A 20,347-nucleotide genomic window follows, 5' to 3' on the forward strand; every position below is an offset into this window, starting at 1 on the left:
GATGGTCCCGCTGATCATGGATCCGGGCACTATTCCAGCCCCGGTTCATCTGCTGAAAGGATGGAACATGATCGGATTCCCTGGAATCCAGCCGGCACCAGCAGATGACGCACTGGGTTCGCTCGATCAGTCATGGTCCTTTGCCATGGGATATAACGCAACGAAACAGCAGTACGAACCTCCCATATTCAGGGAAGACGGCGGGAACGTATTGATGTATCCTACTCACGGATACTGGATTCACCTTGACCGGGACTGGGATCTCCAGCCGATTACCGGGTAAAAAAGGTTAGATTGAGTCGATAAGACTCTTGAGTCCTGCCTTTCCAAGTTTCATTGCAACCTTCGGGTTGGCAGTGATAATATTTTTGATAAGACTCAGGGTGTTAAACTCGCTCATATTCATCTTTGCAACCGAGTGGATGATTGAATTCAGATCATCATCGGTCAGTTTTACAAAGACTTCCTTGATCTGGTAATTTCGCTCAAGTGCCTTGCCCATGTATGAGGCCCGCCAGGTCTCATCATATTTCATGAGTGCTTTCCTGCTTACATCACCCTTGGCCAGGGAATCGACCGCAACCTCTCCTGCAGTTTTTCCAGTATACAGGGCATTGTAAATTCCTCCACCAGTCAGGGGGTCAGATACGCGGGCAGCATCACCAACGATCATCAGACCGTCTGCTACGGTTGACTCAAGCGGCTTGCAGATTGAGACACCGCCGGCAATCAACTCGATGGTTTTGCCATTTGGGAAGTGCTGCTTAACAAACCGGTTCAGGTAATCTATCGGCCTTATTCCGGGTTTACCACCCCGGTCTCCACCGATACCGATACCGACGTTCGCAGTCTTTTCACCTTTTGGGAATATCCAGACATATCCACCCGGTGCTACATCATTCCCGGCAAAGAACTCGGTTGCGTGGGGATCGATATCACTTCCGGTCATCAGGTACTGGGCACAGGTCTCCATCTCCCGAAGTGGTACAGTGGTATTGACCCCGCACCAGCGTGCAAACTTTGATTCAACTCCGTCTGCCGCGATGGTTACTCCTGCTCTGACCTCGGTGACGGTGCCATTATATTCAAGGAGGGCACCTTTCACAACCCCATTCTCCATGACCGGAGAACAGGCACGGGTCTTGACCATGATGTCAGAGCCGGCTGCAGCTGCCTGCCATACCAGTTCGCGGTCAAACACCTTGCGATGGAGCACATAACCGACTTCAGAACCTGCTTTTTCAGGGTTCATCTCCATCCTGAATCCGTCAGGAGCAATGAGATGAGCACGTTCAATCTCTGCTGCAACCCAACGCTCATCAGGCTTCATGAACTCACGCAGCAGTTCTTTTCCGACTCCTTCTGCGCACCTGACCGGAGCGCCCGGAGCCGGCCGTTTCTCGACCATCAGGACAGAGAGACCTTTCTCTGCAGCGGTTTTTGCCGCGAATGCCCCCGCAGGTCCTGCTCCGATCACCAGCATATCGTAGGTGCTCTTCATTTCTTAACCTCCAGTGCCCCGAGCGGACAGGCACGGACACAGATGCCACAGGTGATGCAGGTATTCGCATCAACATCCAGATAGGCATCAATCAATTCAAGTGCACCTTCCGGGCATACTGAAATACAGCAGCCACAATAGGCACAGATGTCCCTACGAACGCTAATCATTCCTTATAAGGTGGGAGGGAGACTCCTTTAACTATTCTGTGTCTGTCATGTGAATGTTACAAAAAAAAGAAGTATGAGGGAGACACAATTGACGGTCGACAAGGTGGCGCAGGGAGGAGGCTTACCCCAGTTCAAAGGAGCCGTACTTTCCACCGCCACCGGGATGAAGAATTATCCTTCCTTCCCTGAATGCAGCAATGGCGTCACCGAGTTCCTGATGAAACTCCCGCAGATCATCTGGAGGTGTCTCGGTCAGTATTGAGATCTCGTTTCCGAACCTTGCCAGGCACTGCTGGTAGAGTTCTGAACACCGTTTTGTGGTTGCCGAACAGGTCCCGAGTGTCCGTTGGATGATCTCTGCCAGAGGAATGATATGAAGATAGGGGGGGCGTACGGTTGTAGTTCCTGATGAAAGCTCTTCTGCCCGCTCCCTCACCCCTTTTTTAATCCTGCCTTTGTCTGCAGGACACTTCCATTTGAAATTTTCAGCCTCGGCAAGAGAGTAAGGAGTAAAACAGCGGGTACATGCAGTCCGGTTATACTTTCCCTCTTCAGGGAAGAATCCGGCATTCATGACGATCCTGCCTTCCCTGATAGCATCAAGTATGTCACTGGTTCCCGGGCTGCCAGTTCTGGTCTCAATCCTGGTGAACTCACGCCCGAGTTTTGCAGGCTCAGGACTGTGTGCGTCTGAATTCGTGAGAAACGGGACACTGGCCAGGTCTGCTATCCTGTTTCCATACCCGCTGTCTGCGGAGAGTCCGAGTTCAAGAAAGTCAATTGGTTCATTACCATAGCAGGAGGAGACCGAATTGTGTGCAGCATACAGGGAGGTCCACGGGGTGAAAGCATGGGCCGGGCCGATCATTCCTCCGAGTTCGTGAACCCGCTGTGCAATCGCTTCACCCGGCAACCTGACCTGTGGTCTGCCATTTTTAGAAATATTTTTGCTGAACTGACTCAATTCATCAGCGATATCCTGCGCTACCCCAAAATCAGGGAACAGGATGAGATGATGAACCCGATCAGCCCCTTCAACCTCGGTGGTTGGAACTACGATCATATCATCAGGGACAGTTGTCTTCTCCCACATCTCCCGCCAGACCGGGTGGAGAATGTCACCAGTACCGATAACTGAGATGCCTTTCAACCGACAGCCATTCAGCATCGGATCAGGCAGCATCCGGGGAGATGAAGCCATCGAAAAACAGGAATGGATATGAAGATCGATAGTAAGAAGCATACCTAGCCGATATAGGAGAGTTCTTCTTCAGACTTCTTCTCCTGCTCAAGAAGTCGTTGCACCGCAACTTCCATCTCACCGGCACGCTCATTCAGGTTTGACGGGTCGATGGAGATGCCAATGAGTTTAGTCAGAACCTCCAGAACCAGTGCAGCACTTTTCGGATCCACGAGATAACCAGATGTCTCGCCCATCAGACAAATTCCTTCGATACCAAGCGGAGCAGAAAGCCCGAGCATCAGTCCGGCTGCTCCGATGATGCCTCCACCAGGCTCGCCATCGCCAAAGACACCACCTGCATTGGTCACCAGCTCAGAGAGTTCAGGCTTATTCACGGCTGCGATGACCCTGGGAGTATCGATAAAGTGGCCTACTCCATATCCTCCAATGGTATAGATACGCTGCACCCCGAGTTCATGGGCGATATTCACGTACTCCTGAGACAAGAGATAGTGTCCTTCATTGGAGGTACTTTGGAAATCACCAATGAGAAATAGGAATGAACCTTTTTCGCCGGCATAGCGGTAGAGTTCATTATTACAGAGCCTGACAACCCCGCCGTCACCTATGATGACCTGTGGGGGGAAAAAAATCGAATGAACCTCTGCAATCTTTTCTGCACCAAGTTCCTGGATCATATGTTCGGCAACAAGTTTGCCGACATGACCGATACCAGGCAGACCTTCGATCATCACCGGAGCGGTCCGATCTTCGGGAGCTACCCCTTCATTATATACAACCGAGATATCTTCCATCATCTGGCCATTCTCCGGTATTGTCCAAGCCGGTCCTGTGGAGAATACCGGGCAGGATGCGGGGTTACCGTGGGATGTCCACACTGTGGACAGGTTTCAGAAAGAGTATAGAGATGGTCAACAGGACACTGCCTGATACGACCTTTCATGCGTGTTTACCAGCCTTAGCCTTCCGGGTGAACCGCCCCTCTCCCCCGGCACGTTTCATGACCCCGATAGCGGCACTGGAAGCCTTCTCAAGAGCCTTCTCAGCGTCCTTATAGTTAGGGGCAGAGACCTTAATCCGGTAATTTGGAGCACCGAGGTAGATTATCTCGACATGCTCATCTTCAGATTTGGGTTCTGCACTCCGGAGAGCACGCCTGATGATATTGACGCCATCCGATTTGGTAGACTGCAGGAAGAGATCACCTGCAATCGTAACGGTGGGCAGTTTGACATTCTCGCTTGCTATCTTGAACAGTGCATCAGCAATTGGTTTTTCCAGACCAAGTTTGTCAAGGACACCGCGTCCTTCCTGGACAAATTCCTCAAATGCCGGGTGAAGATCAGAATATTCACGATACAGTGCATCAGTGATCGCAGGTATTGCATCCTCACGACCGGCTTCTTTTGCAGCAAATCCAATCCACTTTCGTGCTTTGGATTCGTTCTTCCATATTCGAATCTTTTCGCGGCGCTGATGTTCGTTGACGTCCTTGAGAGAGAGATCGATATGACCTTTCTGCGAATCGACGTTCAGTACTTTACAGACAACCTTCTGGCCTTCCCTGATGTGGTCTCTGATGTACTTAATCCAGCCGCGGGCGATCTCCGAGATCGGGATCAACCCCTCCTGATCGTTGTATTCGTCAAGAGATACAAAGGCCACAAAGTCCTTTACATTCTTGACCGAACAAACGACCAGTTCGCCTAATTCGGGCCAGTTTCTCTCTTTCTCTTGCATTACCTGCTCACTCAAATGCAGTTATGATATCTGCTTTGATTTCTGCTTTTCCACCGGTTGGGGTGGCAAGGACATGACTGCAGACGACACAGGCAACGGTGCTGCTTGCCTTCTCAAAGATGAGTTGTTCGTTCTCACAGTCAGGGCATTTTACTTTGACAAACCTGCTTCGGTTTTCACGTTTTGCTTCTACCATCAGTCTCACTCCGTAAGTTCGTACTTGGCTACGCGGTAGCCGGCTCTCAAATGAGCTTTGTGACAGGAAGTACAGCGGTACCGTACATTGATCTTTTTGGTGGGCTTATCGCCTCCAGGAACCTTGGAGAACTTACCCATGTTACCGACACGACCGCGGCGGGCTTTCTGGCGATCAATCCAGTGCAGACCGGTGGTCTTACCCTTCTTAACCTTTTCAATTTCGTGTTGCTGATGACTGCGACAAAACGGGCAGTATGTCCTGAATTTTGATGGCATCTTCATAAAATGAGCCTCATCTGGGTATAGAGAATACCTACATTATTAGCCCGGATTTATATTTAAGACTATGTCGCGTTCCGTCAGCACTTCTGCATTTCTTCGTGGCAGGGTGATGATATCTCCGGTTGTCAGTTCATAGGTTCTCCCATCCACGCCCATAAAAGTCTCCATGTCTGCAAGTACACTGACAAGTACATACGAATACGGCTCATCATCCTCTTCATCTGATGGCGTCCAGCCTTCCTCCTGCTCATATGCGCGTTCAGCAGAGGAAATAACCTGGGCAGGAGTGTCAGGGTGAGATAGAGAGCCAGGATCTCCATCAGACATCACGGGTGATTCATCAGGAGACACAAGCGGATCAACTGACTGGGTGAGCGGAATATCAGAGAGCCGTTCAGGGATCTCAACCCGGATCAGTGGCTGGTTTCTGGCACCACCCACCCGCCATTCAATGAGGGAGGATCTGCATAGCCGGATCCCGTCCACGACTCTGTTGAACATGTCGAGTTCAGCGGGGATGAGCATCCGGAGTTCTTCCCGGTCAATATAAGATCCATCTGCCTGGCTCTGCGCAATAGAGATGATCTTCTCGGAACGAAGATGAAAGAGTTCTTCAGCCGTAGTCCTGATACTGGCAACCTTCTCGATCAAAAGCCGTGCTTCATCAGAGAAGGGATCATCCATGATGATAACCTCCTGCTGGAGGGTTTTTACCAGCAGCGCTGTGGTCTGATAGAGATCATGGGGAATAGAAACCAGGGTTCCGCTATCCCGCTCGGTAAGAAGAATGCCTCTGAGATCTTCAAGATGCAGAGGAGCCACCTCCCGCAATTTCTGCCATCCCGCGGCAACAGAGGAACAAGGCCACAGCTTCAGGAACCTGCTGGACTCCGGGTATGATAGGGAAGGTGTTGCCGAGCATCTGGACCGAGTACTCCCGGGGAGCATCAATCACAACGCTGCGATCTCCGAAAGGAACCGCATCAATAAGGGGATCGAAATCAGGTAATTCTTTCACGGTCAGGGGAGTGACCCTGAAACCTGATTTGGCATGCAACGAACCGGGAAGCCTGATAAGCCTCCTGATGTCGGTAGTAACCGGTTCATCAGCCTGAATACCAGCTTCCCGCACCTGTGCATACAGCGGGCTTTCTTTTTCAGTTGCCAGGATGGAGAGGATCTCAATCGTGGTCGGATCCCGGGTATTTATCATCCTTGGATCAGTTTCGAGTTGCTGAAGCAGAGCAGGAGCCTGTTGCATGAACCGGGTCGCCCTCGTATCACCGATACCCCGGAGTGAACAGAGGGAGGCCTTTGCTTCTGAGATCGGAAGAGCGGTCATCTGCTGCAGATAAGAGATCAGGCATGAACGATACCGCTGATGCCATCCAAGTCTGCCGGGCAGAAAGTCACTCATCATCCTGCCAGGGCTGATCCCAATTCCACAGATGTAATCGATCAGTTCCCTCCGTTCCTGAGCATCAAAACTCCGGAGTGCAATCTCCTGAACATGGAGATGATATCCCCTCCCCCCTGAGAAGACAAGCCTGACCGTGCGCATATCAATCCCAAGTTCCTCGTCAAGAACATTGACCAGTTTTATCGCCTCTTCCTTGATCCGTTCCAGCATGAGGTGATAGGATCCTCTCAGTATGTGATCAGCATCAAGGTCAAATATCAGGTCTGCGCCCAGCCATTCCTTGTCAGCCATGGTTGCCGCCTGGGGAGTACGGTAGTAAGCGGTTGAGTAGTAAGCATGAGCGGGAACGAGGTTTTTAATATAAACCTGCATCTCTTCAGGGGAGCCAAACCCGATATGCCTTCGCATTCTGATATCGTCAGGGTAATTTCCTTCAAAGAAGATGAATCCGAACTCACGCTGACCTGAAGAAGAAGGAGGGGTGATCTGGACCCTGCCGTAATATTCGGTGAATCGTTGCCTGATAAATGTCAGGGTAGCTGCTTTCATGCCGGTGTCAGATCCCTGATCATGTAAGGTCCGGAGCGTTCATAACCGAGTCGGCGATAGTATGGACGCACCCCGATTCCTGCCATGATAGCAACCCGGGAAAAACCCGCAAGAGCAGCCTGTCGCTCTGCTTCTGCAAGGAGTTCAGTCCCGAAACGACGGTGTTGCCGGTCATTTCCTGCTCCGGACCTGCCTATCGGAACAACCCTGCCATATACATGTAGCTCGCGGATAAATGCTGCCTCCCGGGTCTCGGGACGCCAGGTATCTCCGGGGAGCCGCAACCGTGCAAATCCAATCAGGGAGTCGCCTGAAACAAAACCGATAAACCGCTCCTCGCCTCCGCAGCAGTCATACGGGAGGGTCTGTAATACCACATCGTCATCAGAAGAGTGTCGGCCGATCTCCCGGCATCTGATACACCGGCACACACCTCCCTTCTCCGTGAGCCGGTGTTTGGCAAGTTCTCGGAAGTTGGAGTGTCGTGATCCTGCCAGGATACGATCTGCAGGGATATCCCGTTGGATGCGCTGAAGCCTGCAGTACTCAGGGATGGCTGCCTTGGCATCTGCAACGATATCGATCAGTTCTTCCTCAGGATATACATCATACCCGCCCTGCTTCTGCAGTTCTTCGATCCCGGTACCAGGAGTGATCAGAGTCGGGTAGATCTTGAGAAAATCTGGTTTGAACCTTGGATCACTGAAGAGTTCCCTGAACATGGCCCGGTCCCGTTCAGGATCACTACCGGGAAGGTTGGGCATCATGTGAAAGCCGACTTTGATACCTGCATCCCGGAGCAGGGTGTTTGCGGCAACGGCATCGGCAACGGTACATCCCCGCTGGTTCAGTTCCAGTACCCGATCATCCAGATGCTGCACCCCAAGTTCTACCTTCGTAACCCCGAGTTCAAGCATCCGGCCTATATGTTCACGTTTGCACCAGTCCGGACGGGTCTCAAACGTGATTGCCACACACCTGACCCGTGCCTCTTCATTGCCGGCATAGATGATATCCCGCTGCCCGGGGACAAGCGGGACCGGCGTGCTGATTGGAGGGGCAGGGATATCCGCTGCTCCGGAGTCCAAGTGCATCTGAAGACGGGGAGAAACCGGAACGACACCATACTCGTTCATCGCCCTGATGCAACTGGAGGTAAACCATTCCTGATATTCAGCATCGCGGGCAGTAATGGTCCCTCCCATGATGATCAGTTCAGCCTTGTCAACATGATGGCCAAGTTGTTCAAACTGGGAAAGACGGGCAGCAGTCTGATCATATGGATCGAATCCGTGGAGGAAGGCCCGTCTGGCTGCCGGTTCTCCTCCGGTATAACTCTGGGGTGAATGATACTCATGATCCGGTCCCCCCGGGCAGGGCAGACATTTCCCATGGGGGCAGGGAGCCGGGGATGTCATCACCGCGACCGGGGCAACTCCTGAAAGTGTTCGCGACGGTTTGACCAACAAGATAGGGCGGAGCAGTTCACGCTCTTCGCTGGTGGCACATGCAAAGATTTCAGAATTTCTGGGAACACGCTTGAGCCGGTATTTTTTACAGACCGTGGCAACGGTTCGACGGAGATTGCAATCTGCAGGGTCAGATGTTAAAAGAAGGGAGACAATCTCCCGATATGCAGTCTCTTCGTCCATTCTGTTAGTTTTCAACTGCTATTTCGGGGGTGACCATGTCAGTAAACCCTACCATAGAGGGCTTATGCTGTTGCATTTTAATATGGTCAACGATCTCCTGCCCAAGAACGAGGATAGCTTCTTTATGTGACCTCTTATTCTTGTGGATATGGACAGGAGAGATGTGCAGAGTATCATACTGATCAGTGGGGACTTCTTCACTGGTCGTTGTTTCATAATACTTCTTAACGTGGACAAAAAGCATGTGTAAATGTAACAGTTCTTCCTTCTGCACTCTATCACCTGGAACACTCAACAGGTATCTCCACCGGGTTCAGGATATAGGTTGTGGAAATGGTTTATTATAGGGAAAGTGAAGAAGAGCGCATATCTGAAAATACCTGCAATACTCTTTTGTTTAATGCGCTTTCAGTGTAGAGATGGCCAATATGAGATATTTCAAAGAATTATGCAGATAAATTTCATTGGCTGAATATAAATGATTTAGGAGGAGATTTTTGGGAGTCCATCAGGGAGCGGAATCACCCTGACCATCACCGGAGACAGCCCTGACCGACACTGAATCTGGTCTTCCGGCAGTAGCTCGGTGATGATATATTTCTGACCACTGGTAATGCCTGCCGGGTGGCAGTCAGCATACCATTCACATACTTCATCACACTCGGGAAGTTTGATCAGAACGGTGGTATTCTTCTTTGCCTGCTCAACCGGCACTCTTACATCAACCGCAGCTTCAGTCACATCAACGGTGACGGTTCCCTTCAGGTGAACCGGGCATGAATGGCTTGCTGCCCGGATGGCAACCACCTCATACCTCTTTCCAATCTCAAGATTGTGGCAGACCCGTGAGATGGAACAGGACTCACAAGCCTCGGTTTTTCCATCATACACGAACTGGAACCCGGGCTTCGCATATGCTGCTCCTACGATCGTAACCCTGGTCTTCTTCGGTTCCATTATTACTCCTCGTACAGCATCTGCACCAGGTGCTCAGCCGATTCTCGGGTGATGCCGGTATCAAGGATAGTAAACCGCTCAGGCCTGATATCCTTTGCGCTGAGCAGAGCCTCAACGATGACCTCGTTCGGAATCTTCAGTTGTTCAGGAGTGGTAGGTGCACCGATACGGATCAGTGACTGGCGGATAGATCGCCAGTCACCTCCATGCAGATACATTGTCATGATCGCACCAAGACCACAGATTTCCCCATGAAGAGCAACCCCGGGCATGATCCGTTCAAGTGCATGACCGAACTTATGTTCCCCCCCTGATGCAGGACGGGAAGATCCGGCTATGCTCATCGCTACCCCTGATGAGACCAGGGCTTTGACCACGATCCAGGCACCTTCTTCCTGTCCCGGCTTGATCATGCCTGAATTCTGAACCAGAATCTCGGCAGTCATTCGCGAGAGTGCCACCGCATACTCACTGATCTCCTCACCCCGCAGGCGGTGAGCCAGTTCCCAGTCTAAAATCGCCGTGTAGTTTGAGATGACATCCGCACACCCTGAGGCAAGCAACCGGTGTGGAGCCCGGGCAATGATACCCGTATCAGCCACGACTGCAATCGGTGGATGTGCTTCGACTGAAACACTCCCGTTCTCGGTTGGAAGAGTGGCCCGCCCTGATACGATCCCATCATGGGACGCTGCGGTCGGTATACTGATGAACGGAATATCCAGATTGTATGAGACTATCTTGGCAGTATCAATAACCCGACCTCCGCCGACGCCGATGATAAACTCGGCACCAGATTTCTTTCCAGCCAGTTCTGCTTCCCTCAGAATACCGGGATCAAGCCGGGTAGCAGAGAACGGAGTGATCTCAAACTTCCCCTCAAGAACACTTGTTACCTGGTTACCAGCCACTTCGCGGGTTGCACTCCCGGTTATACAAAGTGCAGATCTTCCGGGTTTGATATCAGAGAGAATATCGGGGAGCTGTTCTATTGCATTATGGCCGACAAGGACATCACGGGGGAGCTGTGTCCATCGCGATTTGGAAAAATCCCTCCTCCTCAGCACATTTATGTCATCTGCACTCATGTAGCTCTCAGCACATGATTAGGGAATTCATATACAAATACTACATAGATCCCATCCGGTATGGTCAGCCCTATACACTCGTCGATACGCTGACCTATGCAGTAATTCTGATCATCTGTGTCTGGCTGATCTACCGGTGGCTCAGCAGGAGCAGAATTGCAGTTGACCGGGAGTTTGTGTATGCCCTTATTCCCTGGGTTATCCTTGGAGGTCTGCTCAGAGTAGTTGAAGATACCGGATTTGCCGGACCTGAGTGGGGAATCCTGCTCACTACCCCCCTGATATTCTTCCTTATCTTTGCACTGGCAGCACTGGTACTCTGGGGTCTGTGGCTGTTTGAAAAGTGGCAGATCATCACCGGGTTCAAACGGGCATTCGGGATAGCCGGGTGTATCGCAAGTCTTGTTACCCTCACGTTTTTGCTCTGGTTCGGGATTTCCACCACGAGAGTTGACTGGATGGTGGCCGCCACCATTCTATCCATGGCAGCGGTAAGCACCGGTGTTGTATACGGGCTGATCAGGTATGTCTTCAAGTGGGAGTACGTTTCAGACCGGCTCTACCAGCTCCTGATCTTTGGACATATGCTTGATGCAAGTGCGACCAGTTACGGGATCGACCTGCATACAGTCAGGTATGTCGAGCAGCATGTGGTCGGATCAGCACTTATAACCACGACCGGGACGGCATTTGTGATGTTTCCCCTCAAACTCCTTGTGATTACTCCCGGCATCTGGATTCTTGAGCAATATCGCCGGTCTGATGAATCAGGAGCTGAATCAGGGATCTGGTATCTCATTATCCTGGCGATGATCATGGTGGGTATGGCTCCGGGTATTCGTGATATGCTCAGAATGGTGCTCTATGTCTGATCGACCCTGGCAGGATGAGGAACCAGTACCGGCCCCCAAGGTCGTGGGAGCACTCGGACAGTTCACTCCAACCCAGCAGGAGTTTCTGCGGTACTTCGGGGTCTCGGTGCTGGTGTTTGTCATCGGATGTATTGGCGGATTTTTCACCTCGCAGGCAGACCCGGCCTTTGGTGAGTCGCTCATGAACCTCTTTAAAGAGATGATCACGAACGATATCATGACAGATACACCACCGCTCCTTGCAGTGCAGTTGTTTTTGAATAACCTGGAGTCCTGTGTCTTGCTCTTTCTCGGGGGGGCAATCTTCGGGGTTATCACCCTGTTAGTCCTCTCATTCAATGGGATTATTATCGGAGGAATCCTTGAGATAGTCAGGGACAAGACCGATATCGTGGTCATGCTTGGCTCCATTATTCCTCATGGGATCTTTGAACTTCCGGCAGTTCTGGTCTCTTCTACTCTCGGGATGATGCTCGGAAGAGCGGTGATGCTGGAACTTACCGGCCAGGGTGATGCAGCTGCCCGGGCATACTATCTCGGAACCCTCTTTGTGAAATATGTGGTTCCGTTCATCGCAATTGCGGCATGTATAGAGGCATTTATCACTCCCGCAATCATAGAAATGCTAACATAGGAGCAGTGTAATGGAAGAGCAAGAGGCGACTCTCCCGCCAAAAGCGGAATTCTCAGAATGGTACAACGATATCCTCTGGCGTGCAGAGATCATGGATGTACGCTACCCGGTAAAAGGGCTCTATGTCTGGTTCCCGTTCGGATTCGGGATCCGCAAACGGGTATACGGAGTCCTGCGTGAACTCCTTGATCGTGACCATGAAGAGGCACTCTTTCCACTGCTCATCCCAGAAAACGAGTTCATGAAAGAGGCTGAACATATCAAGGGATTTGAGGAGGAAGTTTACTGGGTCACCCATGGAGGGACCAGTCCGCTTGATGTGAAACTGGCTTTGAGGCCTACCAGTGAGACTGCTATCTATCCAATGTATGCACTCTGGGTAAGGTCGCATGCCGATCTGCCAATCAAGGTATACCAGATCGTTAACACGTTCAGGTACGAGACCAAGCACACCCGCCCGCTGATCCGGCTCCGTGAGATCACCTCGTTTAAAGAGGCACACACGGTTCATGCTACCTGGGAGGATGCAGAAAAGACCGTGGAGGAAGCAATCGCCCTGTACCGCGAGTTCTACGATCGGATGTGTATCCCGGTTCTGATCTCAAAGCGTCCTGACTGGGACAAATTCCCGGGTGCTGATTATACCATAGCGGTGGATACGATCATGCCGGATGGACGGACATTACAGATTGGAACGGTTCATCATCTCGGGGATCACTTCTCACGAACCTTCTCGATCTGCTACGAGGATCTCTCCGGTCAACAGCAGTATTGCTTTCAGACCTGCTACGGGATATCTGAACGTTCCATTGCAGCCCTTATCAGCCTTCATGGTGATGACCGGGGACTAGCCCTGCCAGCCGAGGTTGCCCCGGTACAGGTGGTCATCGTTCCGGTTATCATGAAGAAGCGGGAGGAAGAGGTCGTTGCAGCCGCTGACTCCCTGAAGAAAGAACTTGAAGCAGCAGGATACCGGGTGAAGGTAGACAGCCGTGATCTGCGGCCCGGTGCAAAATACTACTATTGGGAACTGCGTGGAGTGCCACTCAGAATAGAGATCGGACCCCGTGATATTGACAACGGAGTCGTCACCTCGGTCACCAGACTCGGGGAAAAGTCACCAATCCCACGCGGCGAGCTCATAACCGGGGTCCAGGCAAAGATGGCTGAAATGAGTCAGGCAATGAACAGCCGGGCAGAACAGCATGTTAAGGATCACCTCTTCCCGGTGCAGAATGTAGACGGGCTTAAGGATGCAGTCACAAAAGGTGTCGCAGCAGTTCACTGGTGTGGATCCAAAGACTGTGCAGATCAGATCGAAGCAGCAGCAGATGCCAGTATCCTGGGAACTGAAGTAAGGTCAGACCTGATCAGGAATGGCAACGGAACGTGTGTGATCTGTGGAAAACCAGACTCCGTGATGACACTCGTAGGCCGGAGTTACTAACACTTTTTTTCGCGTAGCGCAGTAAAAAAGAGAGGAATTAAGTCCGTCTCCTGGATACTCCGAATACCACCGCTGCCAGGCTTATGAGGATCACTCCTGCAGGCAGACCGGCCCGTGTCGGAACCGGTTCAGCGGTCTGCACTGGTAACGGAGTGGCAGTTGGCACCGGAGTTGCCGGCTGCTCACTGGTCAGGATGGCAGTAATCGGCAGGGTCTGACCCCCGACAACCTGAACCCTGCTGACATACGAAGCGTATCCGTTCTTCTGAAGCGTGAGGGTATACTCGCCGGGGCCCAGATATGAGAGAGTCACCGGAGTTATACCCTGGAATACATGATCCAGGAAGACCTGGGCATCAGCAGGTTCTGACTGGATCTGCAGTGACCCGATTTCCAAACTCTGGGTATCCTCAATTGGGGTAAGTATGGCATTGACGGTCTTTACCTCGCCCCATCCGATGTAGACCGAGGTTGTATACGGCAGATACCCGTCATGCTGAATCAGCAGATCATACGTTCCCGGTTTGATGGAAGTAATGTCAAGATACCCGGTATAGCGAGTTTTTCCCCGGTACTTATCATTCAGATAGACGGTAGATCCGTAGGGTGTGCTGATCACCTGGAGGGATCCTGTCCGGTAATAATACGGGTATGAATTGTAATAATAGGGATAATCATCATCATCCCAATGGTTCGAGGAGACATACCGGTACCGGGATGGGGGATCATTATAGATCGGATACGGGTTACTTACCGGGAGAACCGGGCGATAAACTGGCTCCCGGCGATACGAGGGTTGAGGGTAATTCACCGGCTGGGGTGGATTCACCGGGAGAGCCGGATGATACGCTGGCTGCGGGGTATTTATCGGTTGAGGTTTGAAAGACGGCATAGGGACCGGCTTTTGCGGTGTCGGAGCCGGAACTATTACCGGGGGGGTATTACCAGAGCCTGGACCGGTGACCGGATACGGATTTGGTCTACTCCCTGAACCGGGATTTGAGATCTGATCATGGCGCGAAGGATCAGGTGAGTTCTGAGGCGGGGAGCTCACCGGACTTCGCGTGTCAGGATTGTTGCCATGACCCATTCCCTGACTCGTCTGCGGGTCATTAAGCGAGATGGTAGGTTGGGGAAATCCATAGCGTTCCCCATTCACAGGGGGCTCTGCACTCACCATGCCGATAAAGGCAGCAACCAGCAGGAGTGTTATGACAGTGTAGGTTCTCAGTGACATAAGCACTAATATCGGGTGATCAAAGATGAACTTATCTCAACTTGTCCATGCCTGTAAGAAGATACAGAAGGTTTTCAGATATTCTGTGTAATAATGATCTGATTTCTTTTTGAATTTCGAGGATTATGGTTCACGCTGCTCTTACGATTGCCGGGTCTGATCCTTCGGGAGGCGCCGGAGTTCAGATCGATCTGAAGACATTTGCCAGGACCGGAGTCTGGGGTATGGCAGTTATCTCCGCTCTGACAGCGCAGCATGCCTCCCGGGTATCAGGGGTATGGCCTATGGAACCTGCGATAGTGGAAGAGCAGATTCAGACGTTGCTGGAGGATATGAAACCAGGAGCGGTAAAGACCGGGATGCTAGCCAATGCAGAAATAATCGAGACCGTCATCACCTCGCTTCCTGCTGGGATACCCCTTGTGGCAGACCCGGTGATGATCGCTACCTCGGGCCACCGTCTGCTTGATGCTCATGCGGTAAGAAGCGTCCGTGATCTTCTCATCCCAAGGGCAATCCTGGTCACTCCGAATATCCCGGAGGCTGAGGTACTGACGGGAATGAAGATCACTGATGAGGCCGGGATGATACAGGCAGGAGAGCAGATCCGCGACCAGGGAGCAGAAGCAGTGGTGGTGAAAGGCGGGCATGGTACCGGAGAGGAGTCGGTGGATCTGTTGATCAACAGGGAAGGAGTGGTCAGGCTCTCGTCACTCCGTATGCCATATCCGGTACATGGATCAGGATGCTGTTATTCTGCGGCAGTTACCGGTTATCTTGCACAGGGATACCCGGTTGCTGAGTCATGCCACAAGGGGAAGGAGGTAGTTACTGAGGCAATCCGTGATGCAATTGCAGGATCCGGAGGGATGAGGATGGTCAATCCGGGAGGGGTTCGTGACAATGATTGTTCACAGATCGGAATGAATTGATTCCCGCAAGTTCTTTGCTTTCGATCAGATAACAAATACTGTATGCTGGATCTCAATTCCCTGAACGATGCCTTACGTTCGTTACAGAATGCGGTCCTGGTGACTCAGAATGAAGAGATGATGAACCAGATACCAACTCAGGTAAGGGAAGTTGTAGAAGCAGGTGTGATCCAGAATTTTGAATTTACTTATGAACTCTGCTGGAAATTCATGGTGCGATGGATCTCGGTACAGGTATCTCCAGAAGAAGCATCTCCCCGGACCAAACGGGATATCTTCAGAACTGCTGCCCGTTATGGGCTTATAGAGGATCCAAAGAGATGGTTCAGATACACTGAAGCAAGAAATGTAACATCCCATGCCTATGATCGAAAAAAAGCAGAGATCGTTTTAAAAATAGCACCTGAATTTCTCATAGACGCTGAACAGTTTTATGCAGAATTGGAACGGGTAAATGTTTAATCTGAGCGACGAAGATTATCAGTTGCTGTTGGATATTCTTACGGCTCATCTTTCTGAATGCCAGGTCTATGCATTTGGTTCGCGAGTACAGGGTACCAACCACCGGTGGTCAGATCTTGACTTGTATATCGAGGGGAAAGATCCGGTTTCATCAGAACTGAAAGAAGCATTATCAGAATCAGATCTCCCCATTTCGGTTGATATTGTTGATTCATGTTCTATCACCCCGGCCTTCAGGAAGACGCTTAAAGATTCAAAGATGGTGCTTATCGCAAAAATTGAGTAATGGGAGGGAAGAGAGAATCAAGAGTCTGACATTTATTTATTACCGAGCGGGATGGTGATACCAGTGCTCAGACCACTAACATATCTCCTCGAACCGTAGTGTTCCGGGCAATCCACCACCTCTTAATATCCCCTTAATTTTAAGCATTTTTATAGTTTGGGAGTTTTTTATCATTATTTTGCTCGCATAAAGTAATATTCAAATAGGTTTGGATCATAGAGATGGTTACGCACTCAGGAGGTGCGAATATGTATACAAGAGATGAGGCAGTATCTCCGGTTATCGGTGTTATTCTGATGGTAGCAATCACCGTCATTCTCGCTGCAGTGATTGCAGCGTTCGTATTTGGTATGGCCGGGAATGTAGACAAGACAAAAATTGTCAGCATCGCCGGAGAGCGTGTAAATTCCTCCGCTATAAAGCTAACAAACTTCGGGGGACAGGATGCAGGTAAACTCGCTGATTGGGCATTCAATGTTTCCGTTAACGGAGCTAAACTTGATACCAGTAGTCTTCAGTTGGGAAAAGAGGTTGGATCAATCCAGTACTTCGATGCCGCCAATTCCGGGAAAGATGATGTTGTAGTCACTGCCTGGTTCACTGACGGTAAATCTGGTGTTGTTTATAACTCCAGACTCTAATCTTTTCTTGGTTAAACAATTTATCTCGATGAAAGTACGAACACAGGATTTATCTATCTGTTTAAGAAAGATCAAGCGATACCAACAAATTCTCCTTTCTGTATGATGACTACGCTTTTTTAAGTTTTGAGATATTCCTTATATTTATGAAACGAAGAGGGATTTTTACTCACTCTTATTCACCCGCAGCAACATAATAACCTCATCGGGGTATCGGACAATCCCATACCCAATCATTAGTAGGACTGGAATCCCGAATGGGATAGTTACTCCCGCAGGTCCATGAAAGAAAACCCCGTATTGAATAATTAATGAAGATACCAGTAAAATTACAGAGAAGATAGCTAAAACCCGGATACTTGAAACCTTTCCCGCTGATTCATCATGAAATCAAGATTGCAGAGCAGAATTGCTACCAGATAGACAAGGACACCCAACGCCCATACAAGCAACGAGACAGCCGATATACCACTTATGACTCCTTCTAAAACAAATTTTACATCCTGAAAATAATTGATAAAACTATTCCCATATGGAGTAATCTGATATCTCCAGAAGAGTGATTGTATGCCGATCCCGAGATTATCACCAAGAAAATAGAAATTAAGAGGCACTACAAAAAATCCAAACGAGGTAATAAAAAATATTGTTCCCCAGAGCTTATCATTATCAAAAAAATGTCTAATTCCCAAATCACCCATAAATAATCACCCGCACAACAAAACATTCAGTTATAAAACGAAATATTACAGATTAATCTAACGACATACAAGTTTATGAACTAGAATATTCGAGCCCAGCAACGAGAGAGGGGCCCACGGACTTCCCACCCCATTATAATTACCAGAAAAATGAGAGTTCAAAAAAGTCTGAAAAAAACTGATTGAAATTGAAGGCTGGTTTATACCGCATCAGAGAAGGTCATCTGAGCTATGGTCGGTGCTGCGGTCACACTTGCTACTGTCGTCTTTGGCGTTGAGGTCGAGGTTGACTGAGTGGTCGCCTTGTTTTTCCCTTCGGTCAGCCAGGGTTTCTTCGCCATTATTGCGTCAGATTTGGCCTGAAGTTCCATCGCTGTCTCATCGTCGCAGATCGAACAGCAACTTGGGCAGTACCCGTCTTCAGGCTGAATCTGGGTAAGTGTCGGAGATGCTGCAACTTTTGCAGCAGTCGCAGTTTCAGGAGTGAAACTTTTGGTATCTACAATGGATTCAGAGGAACCTAAGTTCATCGTATTGGCCGCATTACTTTTCCAGGTGCTGAACTTCTGCCACTTATACCACCGCTCCCACCAGCAGCAATAGAGTCCTGCAGTAGTATACGGAGCGGCGTCATCATACGCAAAATTCCAGAAACCTTCGGCTTCTTTTTCCTCAATAAATGCCTTATTTTCATCAGTTGGTTCACGAATACTCCAAGCCGTTTTTGCAGTAGCAGGACCAACGATAAGGAGAACACCCACGATAATGATAATCGCACCTAGTAGCATATACCGGCGATCCATAGTATTTACTTATTAGCAAACTGGAGGTATCAACCTTTCCTGAATGACACCCGGAGGAATCACAACCTCCATCGTGATGAGAGGGAGGGAGGCATTGAGTTTCACACAAAATTTCACAACCGGTAGTTCGAAAGAGAGATTCTTTGGAAGCAACAGTTCAAAGAATAGAGTTTAGAATCTAAAAAACATAATTTTATAAAAGGAGGAACTAAATTTCTTTCCTTCAAGTGGATCACTTCATACCTGAATACGTACATTCAGAATATCAGAAATGATCTCATAACGATACCATGCCGATAAACTACGTGGATACCGGATATGTGCTGATCTGTTCAGCAATGGTCATCTTCATGACCTTCGGGGTCGGGCTGTTCTATGCCGGACTGGTGCACCGCAAAAATATCATCTCCATGCTGACGCTCTCCTTTGTCTCCTTTGCCCTGGTCTCACTCCAGTGGATCTTTTTCGGGTACTCTCTTGCATTCGGACCGGATTTTGGAGGGCTGATAGGAGGACTTGACCACTGTGGCCTTGCAGGCGTCACCATGGAAGGAGAGAACATCCCCCAGCTGGTCTTTATGATCTTCCAGATGACCTTCGCAGCAATCACCCTGGCAATTGTCACCTCTGCCGTGGCTGAGCGGATCAAACTCTCCTCATTTCTCCTGCTCGGACTCATCTGGACCACGGTCATCTATGACCCGGTGGCTCACTGGGTCTGGGGAGGAGGATGGGCACAGCAGATCGGAGTCCTCGATTTTGCCGGCGGTATTTCAGTCCACATCTGTGCCGGATTCTCAGCCCTTGCACTCGCATTCGTCATAGGAAAACGAAGGGGATTTGGGGAGTACTCCCTGCAGCCCTGTAACATTCCCATGACCTTGATCGGAGGAGCAATACTCTGGTTCGGCTGGTTCGGCTTTAACTCGGGCAGTGCCCTTGCAGTGAACGCCATCGCGGTCAACGCATTCATCGTAACCAACATCGCTGCAGCAGCAGGAACCTTTTCGTACATGTTTGTCTCATGGTACAAAGGAAAACCAAGCTCACTCTCCATGATCTCAGGGACCATCGCCGGACTCGGGGCTATCACCCCGGCAGCAGGGTTTGTCGGACCGATGGAAGCGGTCGTTATCGGAGCAATTTCAGGAGTTCTCTGCTACTTTGCCCTGGTATTCAGACTTGATCAGAAATGGGATGAGAGCCTTGATGCCTGGGCCATCCACGGCACCGGAGGCCTGTGGGGAACCATTGCACTGGGTATTTTCGCCTCCGCTGCAGTTGGAGGAGTGAATGGGCTGATTGCTGGAAATGGTCATCAGTTAATCCTTCAGCTTGGCGGTGCATTCATTGTCCTGGCATATTCATTTATCGGAACCTGGATCCTTGCCATTATCGTGGACAAACTGATTGGACTACGGGTAACAGAAGAAGAAGAGTATGTCGGCCTTGACATCTCCCAGCATGGGGAGACCCACCGGCATTGATCCCTCTTTGAATGCGGTGACCGATTATAAACGGAAGATTCTTTCTCTGGTGAACCAAGTACTCCCTGATAGCGATGCTCAAGA

The 20,347-nt window shown here is 50.2% G+C and carries 26 protein-coding genes; 9 read left to right on the forward strand and 17 right to left on the reverse strand.

All coding sequences use genetic code 11. The features are described 5' to 3' along the window. The coding region (locus tag LUQ50_RS02925) for a hypothetical protein (protein ID WP_300035926.1) at window positions 1–283 on the forward strand (283 nt) is incomplete at its 5' end. Window positions 284–289: 6 nt separating this feature from the next. Here the strand turns inward: LUQ50_RS02925 and LUQ50_RS02930 are convergent. The 14 genes from LUQ50_RS02930 to LUQ50_RS02995 all read right to left on the reverse strand — a co-directional run bounded on the left by LUQ50_RS02930 (window position 290) and on the right by LUQ50_RS02995 (window position 10,761). Beyond that, window positions 290–1,501, reverse strand: coding sequence for an NAD(P)/FAD-dependent oxidoreductase (locus tag LUQ50_RS02930; RefSeq protein ID WP_300035930.1), 1,212 nt, complete (start codon window positions 1,499–1,501; stop codon window positions 290–292). Next, entirely contained in the window at window positions 1,498–1,671 is a 174-nt protein-coding gene (locus tag LUQ50_RS02935; protein ID WP_300035933.1) for a 4Fe-4S binding protein, read from the reverse strand. The genes LUQ50_RS02930 and LUQ50_RS02935 overlap by 4 nt, the downstream gene beginning before the upstream one ends. Window positions 1,672–1,792: 121 nt before the next feature. Then, the gene (locus LUQ50_RS02940; protein WP_300035936.1) at window positions 1,793–2,914 is read right to left on the reverse strand and encodes a TIGR00375 family protein; all 1,122 of its coding nucleotides are present in this window, start codon (window positions 2,912–2,914) and stop codon (window positions 1,793–1,795) included. 2 nt (window positions 2,915–2,916) lie between these two features. Further along, window positions 2,917–3,672: a proteasome assembly chaperone family protein gene (locus LUQ50_RS02945; RefSeq protein WP_300035939.1), complete on the reverse strand. Its 756-nt coding sequence runs from the start codon at window positions 3,670–3,672 to the stop codon at window positions 2,917–2,919. Next, window positions 3,669–3,818 (reverse strand): RNA-protein complex protein Nop10, encoded by a 150-nt coding sequence (locus tag LUQ50_RS02950; RefSeq protein ID WP_300035941.1) that lies wholly within the window; start codon window positions 3,816–3,818, stop codon window positions 3,669–3,671. The genes LUQ50_RS02945 and LUQ50_RS02950 overlap by 4 nt, the downstream gene beginning before the upstream one ends. Continuing rightward, window positions 3,815–4,615 carry a translation initiation factor IF-2 subunit alpha gene (locus tag LUQ50_RS02955; RefSeq protein WP_300035944.1) on the reverse strand — a complete coding sequence of 267 codons (801 nt, stop codon included), beginning with the start codon at window positions 4,613–4,615 and terminating at the stop codon, window positions 3,815–3,817. Before LUQ50_RS02955 ends, LUQ50_RS02950 begins: the two co-directional genes overlap by 4 nt. Before the next feature lie 7 nt (window positions 4,616–4,622). Beyond that, window positions 4,623–4,811, reverse strand: a complete 189-nt coding sequence (locus LUQ50_RS02960) for a 30S ribosomal protein S27e (RefSeq protein ID WP_300035947.1) — start codon at window positions 4,809–4,811, stop codon at window positions 4,623–4,625. A 5-nt stretch (window positions 4,812–4,816) separates the two neighbouring features. After that, window positions 4,817–5,095, reverse strand: coding sequence for a 50S ribosomal protein L44e (locus LUQ50_RS02965; RefSeq protein ID WP_300035950.1), 279 nt, complete (start codon window positions 5,093–5,095; stop codon window positions 4,817–4,819). 39 nt (window positions 5,096–5,134) lie between these two features. Next, the gene (locus LUQ50_RS02970) at window positions 5,135–5,917 is read right to left on the reverse strand and encodes a hypothetical protein (protein ID WP_300035953.1); all 783 of its coding nucleotides are present in this window, start codon (window positions 5,915–5,917) and stop codon (window positions 5,135–5,137) included. Then, window positions 5,898–7,064: a DNA primase catalytic subunit PriS gene (priS, locus tag LUQ50_RS02975; RefSeq protein WP_300035956.1), complete on the reverse strand. Its 1,167-nt coding sequence runs from the start codon at window positions 7,062–7,064 to the stop codon at window positions 5,898–5,900. The genes LUQ50_RS02970 and priS overlap by 20 nt, the downstream gene beginning before the upstream one ends. Then, the gene (locus tag LUQ50_RS02980) at window positions 7,061–8,716 is read right to left on the reverse strand and encodes a tRNA uridine(34) 5-carboxymethylaminomethyl modification radical SAM/GNAT enzyme Elp3 (RefSeq protein WP_300035961.1); all 1,656 of its coding nucleotides are present in this window, start codon (window positions 8,714–8,716) and stop codon (window positions 7,061–7,063) included. The genes priS and LUQ50_RS02980 overlap by 4 nt, the downstream gene beginning before the upstream one ends. A 4-nt stretch (window positions 8,717–8,720) precedes the next feature. Next, window positions 8,721–8,990, reverse strand: coding sequence for a UPF0058 family protein (locus tag LUQ50_RS02985; protein ID WP_300035964.1), 270 nt, complete (start codon window positions 8,988–8,990; stop codon window positions 8,721–8,723). Between the two features lie 209 nt (window positions 8,991–9,199). Further along, window positions 9,200–9,673, reverse strand: a complete 474-nt coding sequence (locus LUQ50_RS02990) for a UPF0179 family protein (RefSeq protein WP_300035967.1) — start codon at window positions 9,671–9,673, stop codon at window positions 9,200–9,202. Between the two features lie 2 nt (window positions 9,674–9,675). Then, on the reverse strand, window positions 9,676–10,761 hold the full coding sequence (locus LUQ50_RS02995) for an NAD(P)-dependent glycerol-1-phosphate dehydrogenase (RefSeq protein ID WP_300035970.1): 1,086 nt from the start codon (window positions 10,759–10,761) through the stop codon (window positions 9,676–9,678). Window positions 10,762–10,775: 14 nt separating this feature from the next. Between LUQ50_RS02995 and LUQ50_RS03000 the strand changes: the two genes are divergently transcribed. Genes LUQ50_RS03000 through proS form a run of 3 tightly spaced genes read left to right on the forward strand, consistent with a single transcriptional unit; the run spans window position 10,776 to window position 13,714 of the window. After that, window positions 10,776–11,633 carry a DUF63 family protein gene (locus LUQ50_RS03000; protein ID WP_300035973.1) on the forward strand — a complete coding sequence of 286 codons (858 nt, stop codon included), beginning with the start codon at window positions 10,776–10,778 and terminating at the stop codon, window positions 11,631–11,633. Beyond that, complete coding sequence (locus LUQ50_RS03005) at window positions 11,626–12,267, forward strand: stage II sporulation protein M (protein ID WP_300035976.1); 642 nt, start codon at window positions 11,626–11,628, stop codon at window positions 12,265–12,267. Before LUQ50_RS03000 ends, LUQ50_RS03005 begins: the two co-directional genes overlap by 8 nt. A 10-nt stretch (window positions 12,268–12,277) precedes the next feature. After that, window positions 12,278–13,714, forward strand: a complete 1,437-nt coding sequence (proS, locus tag LUQ50_RS03010) for a proline--tRNA ligase (protein WP_300035979.1) — start codon at window positions 12,278–12,280, stop codon at window positions 13,712–13,714. Window positions 13,715–13,751: 37 nt separating this feature from the next. Here the strand turns inward: proS and LUQ50_RS03015 are convergent, their stop codons facing one another. Further along, on the reverse strand, window positions 13,752–14,951 hold the full coding sequence (locus tag LUQ50_RS03015) for a PEGA domain-containing protein (protein WP_300035982.1): 1,200 nt from the start codon (window positions 14,949–14,951) through the stop codon (window positions 13,752–13,754). Between the two features lie 125 nt (window positions 14,952–15,076). Between LUQ50_RS03015 and thiD the strand changes: the two genes are divergently transcribed. From thiD to LUQ50_RS03035, 4 genes are all read left to right on the forward strand, one after another. Next, on the forward strand, window positions 15,077–15,883 hold the full coding sequence (thiD, locus tag LUQ50_RS03020) for a bifunctional hydroxymethylpyrimidine kinase/phosphomethylpyrimidine kinase (RefSeq protein WP_300035985.1): 807 nt from the start codon (window positions 15,077–15,079) through the stop codon (window positions 15,881–15,883). A 42-nt stretch (window positions 15,884–15,925) separates the two neighbouring features. Next, window positions 15,926–16,345, forward strand: coding sequence for a nucleotidyltransferase substrate binding protein (locus LUQ50_RS03025; RefSeq protein ID WP_300035988.1), 420 nt, complete (start codon window positions 15,926–15,928; stop codon window positions 16,343–16,345). Further along, complete coding sequence (locus LUQ50_RS03030) at window positions 16,338–16,631, forward strand: nucleotidyltransferase family protein (RefSeq protein WP_300035991.1); 294 nt, start codon at window positions 16,338–16,340, stop codon at window positions 16,629–16,631. The genes LUQ50_RS03025 and LUQ50_RS03030 overlap by 8 nt, the downstream gene beginning before the upstream one ends. Window positions 16,632–16,879: 248 nt before the next feature. After that, window positions 16,880–17,272, forward strand: coding sequence for a type IV pilin N-terminal domain-containing protein (locus LUQ50_RS03035; protein ID WP_300035994.1), 393 nt, complete (start codon window positions 16,880–16,882; stop codon window positions 17,270–17,272). 344 nt (window positions 17,273–17,616) lie between these two features. Here LUQ50_RS03035 and LUQ50_RS03040 read toward each other — a convergent pair whose 3' ends face one another. Both LUQ50_RS03040 and LUQ50_RS03045 read right to left on the reverse strand, forming a co-directional pair. Then, window positions 17,617–17,973, reverse strand: coding sequence for a hypothetical protein (locus tag LUQ50_RS03040; protein ID WP_300035997.1), 357 nt, complete (start codon window positions 17,971–17,973; stop codon window positions 17,617–17,619). Window positions 17,974–18,173: 200 nt separating this feature from the next. Next, complete coding sequence (locus LUQ50_RS03045; RefSeq protein WP_300036002.1) at window positions 18,174–18,776, reverse strand: hypothetical protein; 603 nt, start codon at window positions 18,774–18,776, stop codon at window positions 18,174–18,176. A gap of 290 nt (window positions 18,777–19,066) precedes the next feature. On the opposite strand from LUQ50_RS03045, the gene LUQ50_RS03050 reads away from it, so the two are divergent. Then, window positions 19,067–20,263, forward strand: a complete 1,197-nt coding sequence (locus tag LUQ50_RS03050; protein ID WP_300036005.1) for an ammonium transporter — start codon at window positions 19,067–19,069, stop codon at window positions 20,261–20,263. Window positions 20,264–20,347: the final 84 nt, after the last annotated feature.

It is taken from the genome of Methanospirillum sp. (assembly GCF_028679455.1).
Taxonomy (GTDB): domain Archaea; phylum Halobacteriota; class Methanomicrobia; order Methanomicrobiales; family Methanospirillaceae; genus Methanospirillum.

Bases quoted from the DNA above. Each gene is read 5' to 3' on its own strand.
- LUQ50_RS02980 (WP_300035961.1), bottom strand. From the start codon at position 8,716: ATGGACGAAGAGACTGCATATCGGGAGATTGTCTCCCTTCTTTTAACA.
- priS (WP_300035956.1), bottom strand. From the start codon at position 7,064: ATGAAAGCAGCTACCCTGACATTTATCAGGCAACGATTCACCGAATAT.
- LUQ50_RS02960 (WP_300035947.1), bottom strand. From the start codon at position 4,811: ATGGTAGAAGCAAAACGTGAAAACCGAAGCAGGTTTGTCAAAGTAAAA.
- LUQ50_RS03015 (WP_300035982.1), bottom strand. From the start codon at position 14,951: ATGTCACTGAGAACCTACACTGTCATAACACTCCTGCTGGTTGCTGCC.
- proS (WP_300035979.1), top strand. From the start codon at position 12,278: ATGGAAGAGCAAGAGGCGACTCTCCCGCCAAAAGCGGAATTCTCAGAA.
- LUQ50_RS03000 (WP_300035973.1), top strand. From the start codon at position 10,776: ATGATTAGGGAATTCATATACAAATACTACATAGATCCCATCCGGTAT.
- LUQ50_RS02950 (WP_300035941.1), bottom strand. From the start codon at position 3,818: ATGAAAGGTCGTATCAGGCAGTGTCCTGTTGACCATCTCTATACTCTT.
- LUQ50_RS03050 (WP_300036005.1), top strand. From the start codon at position 19,067: ATGCCGATAAACTACGTGGATACCGGATATGTGCTGATCTGTTCAGCA.
- LUQ50_RS03030 (WP_300035991.1), top strand. From the start codon at position 16,338: ATGTTTAATCTGAGCGACGAAGATTATCAGTTGCTGTTGGATATTCTT.
- LUQ50_RS02935 (WP_300035933.1), bottom strand. From the start codon at position 1,671: ATGATTAGCGTTCGTAGGGACATCTGTGCCTATTGTGGCTGCTGTATT.
- LUQ50_RS02965 (WP_300035950.1), bottom strand. From the start codon at position 5,095: ATGAAGATGCCATCAAAATTCAGGACATACTGCCCGTTTTGTCGCAGT.
- LUQ50_RS02945 (WP_300035939.1), bottom strand. From the start codon at position 3,672: ATGATGGAAGATATCTCGGTTGTATATAATGAAGGGGTAGCTCCCGAA.
- LUQ50_RS02955 (WP_300035944.1), bottom strand. From the start codon at position 4,615: ATGCAAGAGAAAGAGAGAAACTGGCCCGAATTAGGCGAACTGGTCGTT.
- LUQ50_RS02990 (WP_300035967.1), bottom strand. From the start codon at position 9,673: ATGGAACCGAAGAAGACCAGGGTTACGATCGTAGGAGCAGCATATGCG.
- LUQ50_RS02995 (WP_300035970.1), bottom strand. From the start codon at position 10,761: ATGAGTGCAGATGACATAAATGTGCTGAGGAGGAGGGATTTTTCCAAA.
- LUQ50_RS02930 (WP_300035930.1), bottom strand. From the start codon at position 1,501: ATGAAGAGCACCTACGATATGCTGGTGATCGGAGCAGGACCTGCGGGG.
- LUQ50_RS03005 (WP_300035976.1), top strand. From the start codon at position 11,626: ATGTCTGATCGACCCTGGCAGGATGAGGAACCAGTACCGGCCCCCAAG.
- LUQ50_RS03035 (WP_300035994.1), top strand. From the start codon at position 16,880: ATGTATACAAGAGATGAGGCAGTATCTCCGGTTATCGGTGTTATTCTG.
- LUQ50_RS03040 (WP_300035997.1), bottom strand. From the start codon at position 17,973: ATGGGTGATTTGGGAATTAGACATTTTTTTGATAATGATAAGCTCTGG.
- thiD (WP_300035985.1), top strand. From the start codon at position 15,077: ATGGTTCACGCTGCTCTTACGATTGCCGGGTCTGATCCTTCGGGAGGC.
- LUQ50_RS03025 (WP_300035988.1), top strand. From the start codon at position 15,926: ATGCTGGATCTCAATTCCCTGAACGATGCCTTACGTTCGTTACAGAAT.
- LUQ50_RS02940 (WP_300035936.1), bottom strand. From the start codon at position 2,914: ATGCTTCTTACTATCGATCTTCATATCCATTCCTGTTTTTCGATGGCT.
- LUQ50_RS03045 (WP_300036002.1), bottom strand. From the start codon at position 18,776: ATGGATCGCCGGTATATGCTACTAGGTGCGATTATCATTATCGTGGGT.